We start from the raw sequence: 15,598 nt of genomic DNA, 5'->3' as shown, positions 1-15,598 counted from the left end.
GTGTGATCCGCGTACATGATCGGGCCTGCACCCGCTCCCGCGCTCCACCGGGGTGCGGCCGGTCCCTCCGTGCCCGCGCCGGGCCGCCGCCGCACCGTGCGCGGTGTGCTCACATTGTGGGCGTGTCCTCCTGGTCGGTCGTCGTCCCGGCGAAGCGGCTGGCCGTCGCCAAGACCCGGCTGACCCCCCTCACCGGCGGCCCCGCCGGGCCGCCGGGCACGGCGCACGCCCGCCTGGTGCTGGCCCTGCTCGCCGACACCGTCGCGGCCGCGCTCGCCTCGACCGCGGTCTCCGACGTCCTGGTGGTCACCGACGACCCGGACGCCGCGGCCGTCGTCACCTCCCTGGGCGCCCGCACCGTGCCCGACGAGCCCGACCGCGGGCTGAACCCGGCGCTGGCCCACGGCGCGCGCGCCACGGGCGCCGTGGCCGTCGCCGCGCTCTCCTCCGACCTGCCGGCGCTGCGGCCCGAGGAGCTCACCGCCGCGCTGACCACCGCCGCGACGACGGCGCCGCGCTGCTTCGTCCCGGACGCCCAGGGCACCGGGACGACGCTGCTGACCGCGGCCGGGGTGGAGCTCGCCCCCGCGTTCGGCGCCGGGTCCGCGGCCCGGCACCGGGACGGCGGCGCCGTGCGGCTGACCGGCGCCTGGCCGGGCCTGGCCCGCGACGTCGACACGGCCGGTGACCTGCGCGCCGCCGTGGCCCTCGGCGTCGGCCGACACACCGCGGCGCTGGTGGCCGCGGGCGGTCTCCTGCCCTGCTGACCGGCACCCGTTGTTCACCCGACTGCGGCACGATGACCACGTGGCGACTCCGCGACCAGCACTGCCGGCCGACCGCTTCCTCAACCGCGAGCTGTCCTGGCTGGACTTCAACGCCCGGGTGCTCGAGCTGGCCGAGGACGACTCCCTCCCGCTGCTGGAGCGGGTGAAGTTCCTGGCGATCTTCGCCGGCAACCTCGACGAGTTCTACATGGTGCGGATCGCCGGGCTGAAGCGCCGGCAGAGCACCGGGCTCACGGTCCGCTCGCCCGACGGGCTGACCATCCGCGAGCAGCTGGCCCTCGTCACCGCGCGCACCCGCGAGCTGGTCCACCGGCACGGCGACGTCTTCACCAAGGACATCACCCCGCGACTGGAGGAGGCGGGCATCCGGATCGTGCACTGGGGGGAGCTGGCCGAGACCGAGGTCACCCGCCTGCGCGACTACTTCCGCGACCAGGTCTTCCCGGTGCTCACCCCGCTGGCGGTCGACCCGGCCCACCCGTTCCCCTACATCAGCGGTCTCTCGCTCAACCTCGCCGTCTCCGTGCGCGACCCCGAGACCGGCGCCCCGCGCTTCGCGCGGCTGAAGGTGCCCAACAACGTGCCGCGGTTCGTGCCGGTGGGCACGGGCGCGGCGCACGGCACCGCCGCCGAGGCGACCTTCCTCCCGCTCGAGGACCTCATCGCCGCCCACCTCCCCCAGCTGTTCCCGGGCCTCGACGTGCTCGACCACCACCTGTTCCGCGTCACCCGCAACGCCGACCTCGAGGTCGAGGAGGACCGCGACGAGGACCTCCTGCAGGCCCTGGAGCGCGAGCTCGCCCGCCGCCGGTTCGGCCCGGCGGTGCGCCTGGAGGTCGCCGAGTCGATGGACCCGCGGATCCTGCAGGTCCTCATCAACGAGCTGGAGGTCGACAAGGAGGACGTCGTCCAGGTGCCCGGCCTGCTCGACCTCGCGGCACTGTGGGCCCTCTACGACCTGGACCGGCCCGAGCTCAAGGACGAGCCGTTCGTGCCGGCCACCCACCCGCGGCTGTCCGAGGGAGAGACGCCGAAGAGCGTCTTCGCCACGCTGCGCGAGGGCGACGTCCTGGTCCACCACCCGTACCACTCGTTCGCCACCAGCGTGCAGCGCTTCATCGAGCAGGCCGCCGCGGACCCGGACGTGCTGGCGATCAAGCAGACGCTGTACCGCACCTCCGGCGACTCCCCCATCGTCACCGCCCTCATCGAGGCCGCCGAGGCCGGCAAGCAGGTCGTCGTCCTGGTGGAGGTCAAGGCCCGTTTCGACGAGGAGGCCAACATCACCTGGGCCCGGTCGCTGGAGCGGGCCGGCTGCCACGTCGTCTACGGGCTGGTGGGCCTCAAGACCCACTGCAAGACGGCGCTCGTCGTCCGCCGGGAGGGCGGCGTCATCCGCCGGTACTGCCACATCGGCACCGGCAACTACAACCCGAAGACCGCGCGCACCTACGAGGACCTCGGCATCCTGACCGCCGACCCACGGGTGGGCGCCGACCTCACCGACCTGTTCAACACCCTCACCGGCTACTCGCGGCAGACGACCTACCGCCGGCTGATGGTCGCTCCGCACGGGGTGCGCAACGGCCTGATCGAACGGATCCGCCGGGAGGCGCGCAACGCCGCCGACGGCCGGCCGGCCGGCATCCGGTTCAAGATGAACTCGCTGGTCGACGAGCGGATCATCGACGCGCTCTACGAGGCCTCGGACGCGGGCGTCCCCGTGGAGCTGTTCATCCGCGGCATCTGCTCGCTGCGCCCGGGCGTCCCGGGGCTGTCGGAGAACATCCGGGTGCGCTCCATCGTCGGCCGCTTCCTCGAGCACTCGCGGGTCTTGAACTTCCGCAACGGCGGTGAGGGCGAGTGGTGGATCGGCAGCGCCGACCTCATGCACCGCAACCTCGACCGCCGCGTGGAGGTGCTGCTGCAGGTGTGCGACGAGCAGGCGCAGCGGCTGCTGGAGAACGTGTTCGACCAGGCGATGGCCGACGACGTCCGCTGCTGGGAGCTCGCGCCCGACGCCACGTGGACCCGGCTGGAGGGCCGGGACTACCAGGCCGGGCTCATGCGCCTGACCGTCGCGCACACGAACGGCGACGCCTGATGGTCGTCCGCGCCGCGGGCGGCGCGCTGTGGCGCACGGCTGGGGACGGCGGCATCGAGACGGCGGTGGTGCACCGGCCGCGGTACGACGACTGGTCGCTGCCCAAGGGCAAGCTGGGCGCCGGGGAACACCCGCTGATCGCCGCCGTGCGGGAGGTGGTCGAGGAGACCGGGCTCGACGTCATCGCCGGACGGCGCAGCGTGCGCACCGAGTACGAGGTCGCCGAGGGCCCCAAGCGGGTCGACTACTGGCTGATGCGGGTGGTCGGCGGGGAGTTCAGCGCGAACGACGAGGTCGACGAACTGCGCTGGCTGTCCCTGGACGGCGCTGCCGCGCTGGTCAGCCACGAACCCGACCGGGCGGTCCTGGCCGACCTCGGCCGCAGCGGCGTCCCGCGCGAGCCGAGCCTGCTGCTGGTCCGGCACGGCCGGGCCGGGAACAAGTCCGACTGGCACGGGGCCGACGACGAGCGGCCGTTGGACAGCAAGGGTCGCCGGCAGGCGCGGCGGCTGGCGGAGGTGCTGCCGCTGTTCGCCCCGACGGCGGTGCTGAGCGCGCGGCGCACCCGCTGCCGGGAGACGGTGGAGCCGCTGGCCGAGCACCTGGGCCTCGCGGTGGAGGACTGCCCGGAGCTCGGCGAGGAGGAGTTCGCCGCCGATCCGCAGGCCGGGCTGGCGGTCGTCGAGCGGCTGCTGGCGCCGCGCGGGGAACCGTGCGTCACCGTCGTCTGCAGTCAGGGCGGGGCGATCCCGTCGGTCCTCCTGAGCCTCGGCGTGCGCTGGCCCGGCGTCGCCGGGCGGCTGGACCCGCCGGCGGCGAAGGGCAGCACGTGGGCGCTGGGCGGTCGGCCCGGCGAGCTGGCGGCCGACTACTACCGGGACTTCGACCCCGACTCCGAGGACGGCGGCGCGGTCGGCCCCCGCTGAGGCGCAGGAGGCTCTCCCCACGGATCGAGCGACGGAACCGTGGGGAGAGCCTCTGGTGCCTCGCTCAGGCGGGGAGGGCGGGCAGCGCCTTCGGCAGCCAGGGCTTCCGGGTGGCCTCGTAGGCCTCGATGTCGGCCAGGTGCCGCTCGGTGAGGCCGACGTCGTCGAGGCCCTCCAGCAGCCGCCATCGGGTGTAGTCGTCGATGTCGAACGGCATCCTGACGACGTCGCCGCCGAGCTCGTGTGTGACCTCCTTGGCCTGCAGGTCGACGGTCACCTCGGTGGTGGGGTCGGCCTCGATCGCCGTCCACAGCGCCTCGACGTCGGCCTGCGGCAGCAGCACGGTGAGCAGCCCGGCCTTGGTCGAGTTGTTGCGGAAGATGTCGGCGAACCGGGAGCTGATGACCACCCGGAAGCCGCCGTCCATCAGCGCCCAGACGGCGTGCTCCCGGGAGGAGCCGGTGCCGAAGTCCGGGCCGGCGACCAGGATCGACGCGTCGGCGTACTCGGGCCGGTTGAGCACGAAGTCCGGCTCGTTGGTGCGCCAGGAGACGAACAGGCCGTCCTCGAAGCCGGTGCGGGTGATCCGCTTGAGGTACTCGGCCGGGATGATCTGGTCGGTGTCGACGTTGGTCCGCCGCAACGGGGCGGCGGTGCCGGTGTGGGTGGTGAAGGCGTCCATCGGGGTCAGACTCCAGTGCTCGTCAGCTCGGCCGGCTCCAGGTCGGCGGGTGCGGTCAACTTCCCGGTCAGTGCGGTCGCGGCGGCCACGGCCGGGCTCACCAGGTGGGTGCGCCCGCCCTTGCCCTGCCGGCCCTGGAAGTTGCGGTTGCTGGTGGACGCCGAGCGCTCCCCCGGCTTGAGCTGGTCGGGGTTCATGCCCAGGCACATCGAGCACCCCGCACCCCGCCACTCGGCGCCGGCCTCGGTGAACACCCGGTCCAGGCCCTCGGCCTCGGCCTGCGCCTTGACCCCCACCGACCCCGGGACGACGAGCATCCGGGTGTCGGGGTCGATGTGCTTGCCGCGCAGCAGCTCGGCGGCGACCCGGAGGTCCTCGATCCGGCCGTTGGTGCAGGAGCCGAGGAAGACGGTGTCGACCTCGATGTCGCGCAGCGGCGTCCCCGGCGTCAGCCCCATGTAGGCCAGCGCGCCCTCCGCGTCGCGGCGGTCGTTCTCGTCGGCGATCTGGGCCGGGTCCGGCACGCTGGCCGAGATCGGCAGGCCCTGCCCGGGGTTGGTGCCCCAGGTGACGAACGGCGTCAGCGACGCCGCGTCGATGCGCACCTCGCGGTCGAAGACGGCGCCCTCGTCGGTGCGCAGGGTCTGCCAGTACTCGACGGCGGCGTCCCAGTCGGCACCCTGCGGGGCGTGCGGCCGCCCCCGCAGGAAGTCGAAGGTGGTCTGGTCGGGGGCGATCAGACCAGCCTTGGCGCCGGCCTCGATCGACATGTTGCAGATCGTCATCCGGGCCTCCATCGACAGCTTCTCGATGGCGCTGCCGCGGTACTCGATGACGTGGCCCTGGCCACCGCCGGTGCCGATTTGGGCGATGACGGCGAGGATGACGTCCTTCGCCGAGACGCCGGGGGGCAGCTCGCCGTCGACGGTGACCGCCATCTGCTTGGGCCGGTACTGCGGCAGCGTCTGGGTGGCCAGCACGTGCTCCACCTCGCTGGTGCCGATCCCGAAGGCCAGCGCGCCGAACGCCCCGTGCGTGGAGGTGTGGCTGTCGCCGCAGACGATCGTCATGCCGGGCTGGGTCAGCCCCAGCTGCGGGCCGATGACGTGCACGATGCCCTGGTCGCGGTCGCCCATCGGGGCCAGCCGGATGCCGAACTCCTCGGCGTTGCGGCGCAGCGCCTCCACCTGTGCCCGGCTGACCGGGTCGGCGATCGGCTTGAGGATGTCCAGCGTCGGGACGTTGTGGTCCTCGGTGGCCATCGTGAGGTCCGGACGGCGGACCGTGCGCCCGGCGGCCCGCAGCCCGTCGAAGGCCTGAGGGCTGGTGACCTCGTGGACGAGGTGCAGGTCGATGAAGAGCAGGTCCGGCTCGCCCGCGGCACTGCGCACGACGTGGGCGTCGTAGACCTTCTCCGCCAGGGTCTTCGGCACGGCTGGTCCCTCCTGGTTCGCGGCTCGCTCCCATGGTGCGCCCTGCTGGCCATCTCATGGTGTGGGATGCAAGTATTGCTCTGTGGGACAGCCTAACCCCGTCGCCGTGCTCGACAAAGCAGTGGCCATCCTCCGCGCCGTCGCGGCGGAGCCCGCGACCCTCGCCGAGCTGGTCGAGCGCACGGGCCTGCCCCGGGCCACCGCCCACCGGCTGGCCGTCGCCCTGGAGGGCCACCGCCTGGTGCGTCGTACCTCGGTCGGGGCGTGGGCGCCCGGGCCCGGGCTGGCCGAACTGGGCCGAGGCACCGCCGACCTCGCCGAGGTCGCCGGCCGGCACCTGGTGACGCTGCGCGACGCCACCGGGGAGAGCGCCCAGTTCTACGTGCGCGACGGCACCTCACGGGTGTGCCTGGCCGCCGCCGAGCGCGCCCACGGCCTGCGCGACACGGTGCCGGTCGGGGCGCGGCTGCCGATGACCGCCGGCTCGGCCGCGCACGCGCTGCTCGCCTTCGCGCCGGCCGACGAGGTCACCCCGCTGCTCCCGTCGTCCAGTTTCACCGCCCGCACGCTGCTCGACGTCCGCCGGCGGGGGTGGGCGCACAGCGTGGCCGAACGCGAGCCGGGGGTGGCCTCGCTGTCGGCGCCGGTGCGTGACGCCGCCGGCGGGGTGCTGGGGGCGGTGTCCATCTCGGGTCCGGTGGAGCGGCTGGGCCGGCGTCCCGCTCCGGAGATCGTCGGTGCGGTCCTCGAGGCGGCCGGCGCGATCTCCCGCGCCGCCCGGTAGCCGCCCGCTGGGGAGCCTCCTCCGGGTCTCGCAGTCAGCCGAGCCGATGGGCCCCCGGAGCAGGGGTGACGGCGAAGGTCCGCGGCGCTCGGTACCCCTCCACGGCGAAGCGATCGGTGATCGCCGTCACCGTAGCGGCGGTCCGCTCGGCGTCCACCAGCACGATCGCGCTGCCGCCGAACCCGCCACCCACCATCCGGGCACCCGCGGCGCCGACCTCCAGCGCGGTGGCGACGGCGGTGTCGAGCTCGACGGTGGAGATCTCGAAGTCGTCACGCAGCGAGGCGTGGCCGGCGGTGAGCACCGGGCCGATCGCCGCCGGCCCGTCGTCCCCGCGCAGGGTGCGCACCACCTCGAGCACCCGCGCGTTCTCGGTGACGATGTGCCGCGCCCGGCGCAGCAGCAGCGCCCCCTCGGCCGTGCCGTCGTCCAGCGGCGCCAGCCCCGCCAGGTCGGGGACGTCGCGCAGCGCCACCACCCCGAGCCGCTCGGCGGCCTGCTCGCACTCGCGGCGCCGGTCGCCGTAGCCGCCGGTGGCGTGGTCGTGCGTCGTCCCGGTGTCGACGACGAGCAGCTCGAGCCCGGCGGCCGTGAGATCCAGCGGGACCTGCTCGCTGCTGCGGTCGCGGGTGTCGAGGAACAGCGCGTTCCCCGCTGTGCACAGCAGCGACGCGGACTGGTCGAGGATGCCCGTGGGCGCCCCCACGAAGTCGTTCTCCGCCCGGCGGGCGACGTCGACCAGGTCGGCGACGGCCAGCTCCGGTGCGGCGAGGTCGCGCAGCGCGAGGGCGACCGAGCAGGACAGCGCGGCCGACGACGACAGCCCCATGCCGGACGGGACGTCGCCGTCGACCAGCACGCTGAGGCCGCCGGGCACGCGGTCGCGCAGCGCGTCCACGACGCCTGCCGGATACCCGGCCCAGCCGCCGGGGCGGCCGGGGGCCAGGTCGGCGACGGCGACCTCGACCCGCTCCCCCGGGTGCTGCAGGGAGACGAGGGCGACCACGCCGTCGTCGCGCCGGGCGACGGCGGCGCGGGTGGTCTGCGGCAGCGCGACCGGCAGCACGAAGCCCTCGTTGTAGTCGGTGTGCTCGCCGATGACGTTGACCCGGCCCGGGGCGGCCCACACCCCCTCGGGCTGCCCGCCGAACGCCTCCGCGAAGGCCTGGCGTGCCCGGTCCGCCTGCCTCACGGGAGGACCACGGCCCGCAGCTGCTCGGCCACGTCCTCCGGCGTCGTGTCGCTGATGAACGCGCCCATCCCCGACTCCGAGCCGGCGAGGTACTTGAGCTTGCCGGGGGCCCGGCGGAGCGAGAACAGCTGCAGGTGCAGCCACCAGTCCTCGCGGCCGCGGTGCACCGGCGCCTGGTTCCAGGAGGCGATGTAGGGCATCGGGGTGTCGAAGCGGTGCGCGAACCGCCCGAGGACGTCGAGGTAGACCTCGGCCAGCGCGTCGCGCTCCTCGCCGGCGAGGGCGGGCAGGTCGGGGACCTGCCGGTGCGGGAACAGCTGCAGCTCGTAGGGCCAGCGCGCCGCGGCGGGGACGAACGCCGTCCAGTGCTCGTTGGCGGCCACCACGCGGGGTCCGCTGCGCTCGGCGGCCAGGACGTCGGCGAACAGGCCCCCGCCGGCCTGCACCCGGTGCCGCTCCACGGAGGCCAGCACCTTCTCCACCCGTGGCGTCACGAAGGGGTAGGCGTAGATCTGCCCGTGCGGGTGGGACAGCGTCACCCCGATCTCCTCGCCGGAGTTCTCGAAGACGAAGACCTGCGCCACGCCCTCGATACCCGACAGCTCCGCGGTCCGCTCGGCCCACACGTCGACGACCAGCCGGGCCCGTGCGGCGTCCAGCGTCGCGAACGAGCGGTCGTGCTCGCTGGTGAAGACGACCACCTCGCAGCGGCCGAAACCCGGCCGCAGCTCGGTCAGCGGCGCCCCCGCTGCCGACGCCGGCACGTCCCGCTCGACGGCCGTCGCCAGCGACGGGAAGCGGTTCTCGAAGACCACGACCTGGTAGTCGGCCTCGGGCACCTCCGTCGGCGGGCGGCCGGGGCGGGTCGGGCACAGCGGGCACTGGTCGGCCGGCGGCAGGAAGGTGCGGGTCTGCCGGTGCGAGGCGAGCACCACCCACTCACCGAGCAGCGGGTCCCACCGCAGCTGGGAGCGGGTGCTCACGGGTGGGAGGTCACGCGGGTCCTCGGCCGTCCGCGCGGCCGTCGTACCGTCCGCGTCGAAGTAGAGGACCTCGCGGCCGTCGGCCAGCCGACGACTCGTCCGGATCACGTGCACTCCCGCCTTCCTGCCGCCCGTCACTGTGCGTGAGCGGCGTCCAGACGCTAGTCCTGCCCCTGATCGGCCGGCCACCCGGTGCCGGGACGACGAGAGCCCCCGGCCGGATGGCCGGGGGCTCTCCCCTGCTGTAGCCCCGAAGGGATTCGAACCCTCGCTACCGCCGTGAGAGGGCGGCGTCCTGGGCCGCTAGACGACGGGGCCGTGTGCGCGCAGACATCCTGCCATGCCGCCGATCCGGGCCGACGAGGGGCCCCCGCACCCGGGGTCAGGAACGACGAGAGCCCCCGGCCGGATGGCCGGGGGCTCTCCCCTGCTGTAGCCCCGAAGGGATTCGAACCCTCGCTACCGCCGTGAGAGGGCGGCGTCCTGGGCCGCTAGACGACGGGGCCGTGCGGTACTGCGGTGGTGCAAGAGGAACAGGAATTCCTCGCTGGGGTACCAGGACTCGAACCTAGACTAACGGAACCAGAAACCGTCGGGCTGCCAATTACCCCATACCCCAAGGGCCGTGCTGCGCCTCCCGGCGCCGGGTAAGAGCATACCCGATGGTCCGGGGCGGTTCCGGCACCCCCCGGGGTGACGGTCGTCGCAGGTCCTCCGCGCCCGTGACCGTCTCCGGTCGCAGCCGCTCCCGCGAGCGGGCGACGAGCGCCACGTAGGCCGCCATCGCCAGCAGGTCCACGGCGACCACGAGGACCCCGGTGCCGGCCGGCACCGCGTCGGAGGTCACGTCGTCGCCCAGCCCGCCGACCAGCAGGAACACGAGCACGTTGTTGACCGCGTGCAGGACGATCGCCGCCTCCAGCCCGCCGGTCAGCCAGACGACCGCGGAGGCGGCGAGGCCGAACGCGAACCGGTCGAGGAAGGTCCACGCGTCCGGTGGGGCGTGCGCCGCGGAGAACAACGCCGCGGTGAGCACCCCGGCGACGACCGCACCGACCCGCGGGCTGCGGATCCAGCCGGCGATCGCCTGACTCAGGTAGCCCCGGAACACGTACTCCTCGGCCGCCGACTGCAGCGGCGTGGTGAGCAGCACCACCAGGACCAGCCACACGTAGGACGACGAGGGGCCGGTGACGTCGCCGTCCTCCAGCAGGAAGCCCAGCAGGAGGGTGAGCAGGATCCCGGCGCCGAGGGTGGGCAGCGACAGGAGCGTGAACGGCAGGAACAGCCGCCACCGCAGCCGCGCCAGCACCGACGACGACCACCCCCTCGCCATGCCGTGCGCCGCCACCCAGGCCAGCCACACGATCGGGATCGCGACGATCAGCGACAGGTTGGTGATCAGCAGGACGCCGGGGTCGACCAGGTCGAGCAACTGCAGGTCGGGGAACGCCCCGGTGATGAACGCGGCGACGACCACCACCGTGGCCGCCACCGTGTAGACGACGGCGATGAGCAGCAGCCCCAGCAGCGGCCGCCACCAGCGCCAGTCCCGCGCGCGCATGGCGTGCAGGAACGGCACGGGCACGTCGTGCGGCGGTGTCCCCGGCGGCGGCGCGAGCCGCACGCCCGGGGGCGGGACCGAGTGCGGCCCGGACTGCAGCGGCACCGGGCCCAGCGGCCAGGCCACCGGACCGGCCCACGCACCCGTCGCCGGCAGCGAGTGCACGCCGTGCAGCGCACCCGGCACGTAGGGCGGGGCCCCGTAGGGCCCGGTCGGCGGCGGCCCGGTGTAGGGCTCGTCGTCGACCGGACCCGGGTCTCCGGGCGGCACCCACGCCGTCACGGGGCGACGATCAGCCGGGGACGGCGGCTCGGGCCGCCGCGAGGCGGGCCAGGGTCCGGTCGCGGCCGAGCAGCTCGATCGACTCGTACAGCGGCGGCGAGACGGTGCGGCCGCTGACCGCGACCCGCACCGGCCCGAAGGCCTGCCGCGGCTTGCGGCCCAGTCCCTCCACGAGGGCACTCTTCAGCGCGGTCTCGATGTCGGCCGTGGTCCAGTCGGGCAGCTCCCGCAGCGCGGTCGCCGCGGCGTCGAGCACCTCGGCCGCCTCCGGGCCGGCGAGCTGCTTCGCTGCGGCGGCCGGCTCGAGCTCCACCTCGTCGACGAACAGGAACCGCAGCAGGCCGACCGCCTCGGAGAGCACGACCATGCGCTCCTGGGCCATGGGCGCGATCGCCCGTAGCACGCGGTCCTGCTCGGCGGTCAGCGGGTCGCTGACCAGCCCGGCGCCGGCGAGGAACGGCACGACGCGGCCCACGAAGTCCTCGACCGGGAGCGCACGCAGGTGCGTGGCGTTGATCGCCTCGGCCTTCTTCACGTCGAAGCGGGCGGGGTTGGCGCTCACCCGGGTCACGTCGAAGGCCTCGACCAGCTCGGCCATGGAGAAGATGTCGCGGTCCTCGGCGATGGACCAGCCCAGCAGCGCCAGGTAGTTGGCGAACCCCTCCGGGATGAAGCCGCGCTCCCGGTAGACGTCCACGTTGGACTGCGGGTCGCGCTTGGACAGCTTCTTGCTGCCCTCCCCCGTCACGTACGGGAGGTGACCGAAGCGCGGGGTCCCCGAGGCGACCCCGATCTCGGTGAGCGCCGCGTAGAGGGCGAGCTGGCGCGGGGTGGAGGGCAGCAGGTCCTCCCCGCGCAGGACGTCGGTGATGCCCATGAGCGCGTCGTCGACCGGGTTCACGAACGGGTAGAGCGGCACGCCGTTGCCGCGGACGATGACGAAGTCCGGGACCGACCCGGCGGCGAAGCGCACCTCGCCGCGCACCAGGTCGGTCCAGACGAGGTCCTCGTCGGGCATCTTCAGCCGCAGCACCGGCTCGCGGCCCTCCGCCCGGAACGCGGCCTTCTGCGCGTCGGTCAGGAACCGGTCGGCGTTGTCGTAACCGAGCTTGGGGTCCTGCCCGGCAGCCCGGCGTCGCGCGTCGACCTCCTCGTTGGTGGAGAAGGACTCGTAGGCGTACCCGGCCGCCAGCAGCTTCGCGGCGACCTCCCGGTAGACGTCGTGGCGCTGCGACTGCCGGTACGGGCCGTGCGGGCCGCCGACCTCCGGGCCCTCGTCCCAGTCCAGGCCGAGCCAGCGCAGGCTGTCGAGCAGGTGCCGGTAGGACTCCTCCGAGTCCCGGGCGGCGTCGGTGTCCTCGATGCGGAAGACGAACGTCCCACCGGTGTGCCGGGCGTGCGCCCAGTTGAACAGCGCCGTCCGCAGCAGACCGACGTGCACCGTGCCGGTCGGCGACGGGCAGAACCGGGTGCGGACGCCGCCGGACGCCGTCACCGTGCGCCGCCGGCGGTGGAGACGGTGTCCGCGCCCGACACCGTGTTGGCCAGCGTGCCCAGCCCCTCCACGGTGACCTCGACCCGCTGCCCGGGGCGGATCGGCCCCACACCCGACGGCGTGCCGGTGAGGACGACGTCGCCGGGCAGCAGGGTCATCACCTGCGAGATGTAGGAGACCAGCGTCGGGACGTCGAACAGCAGCTGGCTGGTCCGCCCCTGCTGGCGCAGCTCGCCGTCCACGGTGCAGGTGACCTCGAGGTCGGCGGGGTCCTTGCCCAGGCCGGGCAGGTCGGTCTCGATCCACGGGCCCAGCGGGCAGAAGGAGTCGAAGCCCTTCGCGCGGGTCCACTGCCCGTCGCTGCGCTGCATGTCCCGCTCGGTGACGTCGTTGCCGATCGTGTAGCCGAAGATGCTGGCCGCCGCCTGCTCCGGGCTGACGTGCCGGGCGCCGCGGGCGCCGATGACGACGCCGAGCTCCGCCTCGTGGTGGACGTTGGTGCTGCCCGGCGGGATGCGGATGGCGTCACCGGGGCCGATGACCGACGTCGAGGGCTTGAGGAACAGCAGCGGCTCCTCCGGGGCGTCCCCCGTCTTCATCTCCTGGACGTGCGCGGCGTAGTTCTTGCCGACGCACACGACCTTGCTCGGCAGGATCGGCGACAGCAGCCGGACGTCGGCCTGCGCGAAACGCTGGCCGGTGAAGGAGATGGTCCCGAAGGGGTGGCCCTCGATCTGGGCGACCTGGCCGTCCCCGTCGAGGACGCCGAAGGACATGCCCGAGGGCGAGGCGAAGCGGACGATGCGCACGGGTCGAGGCTACTGACCCGCGGCGACCCCGGTTCGCCCCTACGGTCGACGCATGGCCTGCCGCCTCAGCGAACTCGTCGTCGACTGCCGGGACCCCGAGGAGCTGGCCGCGTGGTGGGCGGAGGTCCTGGGGTACCGGGTGCTGTCCCGCGACGAGGACGGCGCGGTGGAGATCGGTCCGGAGACCGGCTTCGGCGGGCCGGCGCCCACCCTGGTGTTCGCCCCGGTGGCCGACCCGTCGCCGGGCAAGCCGCGGCTGCACGTCGACGTGTCGCCCAGCGACCGGGACCAGGACGCCGAGCTCGATCGGCTGCTGGCCCTCGGGGCGACCCCCGCCGACGTCGGCCAGACTGGCGAGGAGAACTGGCACGTGCTGGCCGATCCCGAGGGCAACCCGTTCTGCCTGCTGCGCCGCCGGCTCGAGCCGCCGCCGACCCCCGAGAGGCCGACATGATCCTCATCGTCGTGAAGTTCCCGGTCCGTCCCGAGCGCGCCGAGGAGTGGGCGTCGCTGGCCGCCGAGTACGCCCGCGCGGTGAACGCGGAGGAGGGCTGCCTGTTCTTCGAGTGGTCGAGGAGCATCGAGGAGCCCGACACCTGGGTGTGCGTCGAGGGCTTCCGGGACGCCGCGGCCGGCGGCGCGCACACGAGCACCGACGCCTTCCGGCAGTTCGTGGAGCAGGCGCCGGACCTCGTCGCCCGGCAGCCGCAGATCATCTACGTCGACGCGCCCGACGTCAGCGGCTGGGGCCCGATGGGTGAGATCTCCCCGCGGTCGTAGCCTCCGCCACGATCAGGCGTGCGCCGCGGGCACCGGTGACCGGTGGCGGACGGCGTAGGTGAGGGCGTCGACCAGCGCGTGCCAGGAGGCCTCGACGATGTTGGCGTGCACCCCGACGGTGGTCCACTCCCCCACGCCGTCGGTGGTGTCGATGAGCACCCGCGTGGTGGCGCCGGTGCCGCCCTTCCAGCCGAGGATGCGCACCTTGTAGTCGGCCAGCGAGACGCCGGCCAGGTGCGGGTACCGGCCGACCAGCGCCTGCCGGAGCGCGTTGTCCAGCGCGTTGACCGGGCCGTTGCCCTCCGCGGTGCAGATGACCCGCTCGGCCGTTCCGTCGCCGTTGGGCAGGTGCACCTTCACGGTAGCCTCGCTGACCACGACACCGTTGCCCCAGTGCTCGACGGAGGTCTTGTAGCTCTCCAGCTCGAACAGCGCCGGCGGGGCGTCGGGCAGCTGGGCACGCAGCAGCAGTTCGAAGGAGGCGTCGGCCGCCTCGAACGACCAGCCGTCGGCCTCGAGCACCTTGACCTGGTCGACGACCCGGCCGATCGCGTCCGCGTGACCCGCGAGGTCGACGCCGAGCTCGCGGCCCTTGAGCTCGACCGAGGCGCGGCCGGCCATCTCGGTGACCAGGATGCGCATGTCGTTGCCGACGACGGCCGGCTCCAGGTGGTTGTACAGCTCCGGGCTCACCTTGATCGCGCTGGCGTGCAGCCCGGCCTTGTGCGCGAACGCCGAGGCGCCGACGAAGGGCTGGTGGTCGTCCGGGGCGATGTTGGCCAGCTCCGCGATGGCGTGGCTGACCCGCTGCAGCTCCGCCAGGCACCCCGGCGGCACGACCGGCAGGTCCATCTTGGTGACCAGGTTGGCGATCAGCGCGAACGTGTCGGCGTTGCCCGCCCGCTCGCCGTAGCCGTTCGCCGTCCCCTGCACGTGGGTGACGCCGGCCTCGACCGCGGCGAGGGTGTTGGCGACGGCGCAGCCGGTGTCGTCCTGGCAGTGGATGCCCAGCCGGCCGCCGACCCGGGCCCGGACGTCGGCGACGACCCGGCCCACACCCATGGGCAGCATGCCGCCGTTGGTGTCGCAGAGGACGCCGACCTCGGCGCCGGCGGCGAAGGCGGCCTCGAGCACGCGCACGCCGTAGTCCGGGTCGGCCTTGTACCCGTCGAAGAAGTGCTCGCAGTCGAGGAACACCCGCCGCCCGTGCCGGACGAGGTGGGCGACGGTGTCGGACACCATCGCGACGTTCTCCTCCAGCGTCGTCCGCAGCGCCTGGCTCACGTGCCGGACGTCGGACTTCGCGACCAGGCAGACGACCGGCGTCTCGGCGTCGAGCAGGGCGCGCACCTGGGGGTCGTCCTCGACGCGCACGCCGGCCTTGCGGGTGGCACCGAACGCCACCAGCACGGCGTTGCGCAGCTTGAGCTCGGTGCGGGCCCGCGCGAAGAACTCGGTGTCCTTGGGGAGGGCGCCGGGCCACCCGCCCTCGATGTAGCCCACCCCGATCTCGTCGAGCAGCCGCGCCACGGCCAGCTTGTCGGCGACGGAGTAGCTGACGCCCTCGCGCTGGGCGCCGTCGCGCAGGGTGGTGTCGAAGACGTGGAAGTCGGTGGCCACGGGAGCTCCTGGTGAGGGTGAACCACCCCGAACACGAAGAAGACCTCCCGGGTATGGGAGGTCTGCGCGCAGTCGGGGAGGTGACTGCGCGCTAGTCGATGATGATCGTGCCGGTGCGGTGCATCACGTCGAGTAAAGCACACGCGGGTCCGCGTC

At 73.8% G+C, this 15,598-nt stretch carries 14 protein-coding genes and 3 tRNA genes; 6 read left to right on the top strand and 11 right to left on the bottom strand.

What is annotated here, in order from left to right:
* Window positions 1-122: 122 nt before the first annotated feature.
* The 3 genes from cofC to CRP39_RS23665 are packed head-to-tail and all read left to right on the top strand — an operon-like array spanning window position 123 to window position 3,818.
* Window positions 123-767, top strand: coding sequence for a 2-phospho-L-lactate guanylyltransferase (cofC, locus tag CRP39_RS23675; protein ID WP_245854076.1), 645 nt, complete (start codon window positions 123-125; stop codon window positions 765-767).
* 40 nt (window positions 768-807) lie between these two features.
* Complete coding sequence (locus CRP39_RS23670; RefSeq protein ID WP_245854075.1) at window positions 808-2,892, top strand: RNA degradosome polyphosphate kinase; 2,085 nt, start codon at window positions 808-810, stop codon at window positions 2,890-2,892.
* Entirely contained in the window at window positions 2,892-3,818 is a 927-nt protein-coding gene (locus CRP39_RS23665) for an NUDIX hydrolase (protein ID WP_101811080.1), read from the top strand. The genes CRP39_RS23670 and CRP39_RS23665 overlap by 1 nt, the downstream gene beginning before the upstream one ends.
* Before the next feature lie 64 nt (window positions 3,819-3,882).
* On the opposite strand, the gene leuD is transcribed toward CRP39_RS23665, so the two are convergent.
* Window positions 3,883-4,500 carry a 3-isopropylmalate dehydratase small subunit gene (leuD, locus tag CRP39_RS23660; RefSeq protein ID WP_097208854.1) on the bottom strand — a complete coding sequence of 206 codons (618 nt, stop codon included), beginning with the start codon at window positions 4,498-4,500 and terminating at the stop codon, window positions 3,883-3,885.
* 5 nt (window positions 4,501-4,505) lie between these two features.
* Window positions 4,506-5,933 (bottom strand): 3-isopropylmalate dehydratase large subunit, encoded by a 1,428-nt coding sequence (leuC, locus tag CRP39_RS23655; protein ID WP_097208853.1) that lies wholly within the window; start codon window positions 5,931-5,933, stop codon window positions 4,506-4,508.
* A gap of 106 nt (window positions 5,934-6,039) precedes the next feature.
* Between leuC and CRP39_RS23650 the strand changes: the two genes are divergently transcribed.
* On the top strand, window positions 6,040-6,717 hold the full coding sequence (locus CRP39_RS23650; RefSeq protein WP_245854074.1) for an IclR family transcriptional regulator: 678 nt from the start codon (window positions 6,040-6,042) through the stop codon (window positions 6,715-6,717).
* A gap of 34 nt (window positions 6,718-6,751) precedes the next feature.
* Here CRP39_RS23650 and galK read toward each other — a convergent pair whose 3' ends face one another.
* From galK to CRP39_RS23610, 8 genes are all read right to left on the bottom strand, one after another.
* Entirely contained in the window at window positions 6,752-7,909 is a 1,158-nt protein-coding gene (gene galK / locus CRP39_RS23645; RefSeq protein WP_097208851.1) for a galactokinase, read from the bottom strand.
* Window positions 7,906-9,000, bottom strand: coding sequence for a galactose-1-phosphate uridylyltransferase (gene galT / locus CRP39_RS23640; RefSeq protein WP_097208943.1), 1,095 nt, complete (start codon window positions 8,998-9,000; stop codon window positions 7,906-7,908). Before galT ends, galK begins: the two co-directional genes overlap by 4 nt.
* Window positions 9,001-9,137: 137 nt before the next feature.
* Window positions 9,138-9,210, bottom strand: a tRNA-Glu gene (locus CRP39_RS23635).
* Window positions 9,211-9,325: 115 nt separating this feature from the next.
* A tRNA-Glu gene (locus tag CRP39_RS23630) sits at window positions 9,326-9,398 on the bottom strand.
* Between the two features lie 41 nt (window positions 9,399-9,439).
* Window positions 9,440-9,511, bottom strand: a tRNA-Gln gene (locus CRP39_RS23625).
* Window positions 9,497-10,738 carry a CPBP family intramembrane glutamic endopeptidase gene (locus tag CRP39_RS23620; RefSeq protein WP_097208850.1) on the bottom strand — a complete coding sequence of 414 codons (1,242 nt, stop codon included), beginning with the start codon at window positions 10,736-10,738 and terminating at the stop codon, window positions 9,497-9,499. The genes CRP39_RS23625 and CRP39_RS23620 overlap by 15 nt, the downstream gene beginning before the upstream one ends.
* A gap of 10 nt (window positions 10,739-10,748) precedes the next feature.
* Window positions 10,749-12,233: a glutamate--tRNA ligase gene (gene gltX, locus CRP39_RS23615; protein ID WP_097208849.1), complete on the bottom strand. Its 1,485-nt coding sequence runs from the start codon at window positions 12,231-12,233 to the stop codon at window positions 10,749-10,751.
* A complete protein-coding gene (locus tag CRP39_RS23610; RefSeq protein WP_097208848.1) occupies window positions 12,230-13,042 on the bottom strand; it encodes a fumarylacetoacetate hydrolase family protein in 813 nt (270 codons plus the stop codon). Before CRP39_RS23610 ends, gltX begins: the two co-directional genes overlap by 4 nt.
* A 52-nt stretch (window positions 13,043-13,094) precedes the next feature.
* Here CRP39_RS23610 and CRP39_RS23605 point away from each other — a divergent pair, with 52 nt between their 5' ends.
* Window positions 13,095-13,496, top strand: a complete 402-nt coding sequence (locus CRP39_RS23605; RefSeq protein WP_097208847.1) for a VOC family protein — start codon at window positions 13,095-13,097, stop codon at window positions 13,494-13,496.
* 11 nt (window positions 13,497-13,507) lie between these two features.
* Complete coding sequence (locus CRP39_RS23600) at window positions 13,508-13,822, top strand: putative quinol monooxygenase (RefSeq protein WP_245854073.1); 315 nt, start codon at window positions 13,508-13,510, stop codon at window positions 13,820-13,822.
* A 12-nt stretch (window positions 13,823-13,834) separates the two neighbouring features.
* Here the strand turns inward: CRP39_RS23600 and cimA are convergent, their stop codons facing one another.
* Window positions 13,835-15,442: a citramalate synthase gene (cimA, locus tag CRP39_RS23595; protein WP_097208845.1), complete on the bottom strand. Its 1,608-nt coding sequence runs from the start codon at window positions 15,440-15,442 to the stop codon at window positions 13,835-13,837.
* Window positions 15,443-15,598: the final 156 nt, after the last annotated feature.

The sequence above is a fragment of the Geodermatophilus sabuli genome (genome assembly GCF_900215145.1).
In the GTDB taxonomy this organism is placed as follows: domain Bacteria; phylum Actinomycetota; class Actinomycetes; order Mycobacteriales; family Geodermatophilaceae; genus Geodermatophilus; species Geodermatophilus sabuli.
The sequence above is the reverse complement of the archived record's forward strand: the minus strand, read 5'-3'. Positions and strand labels throughout refer to the sequence as shown.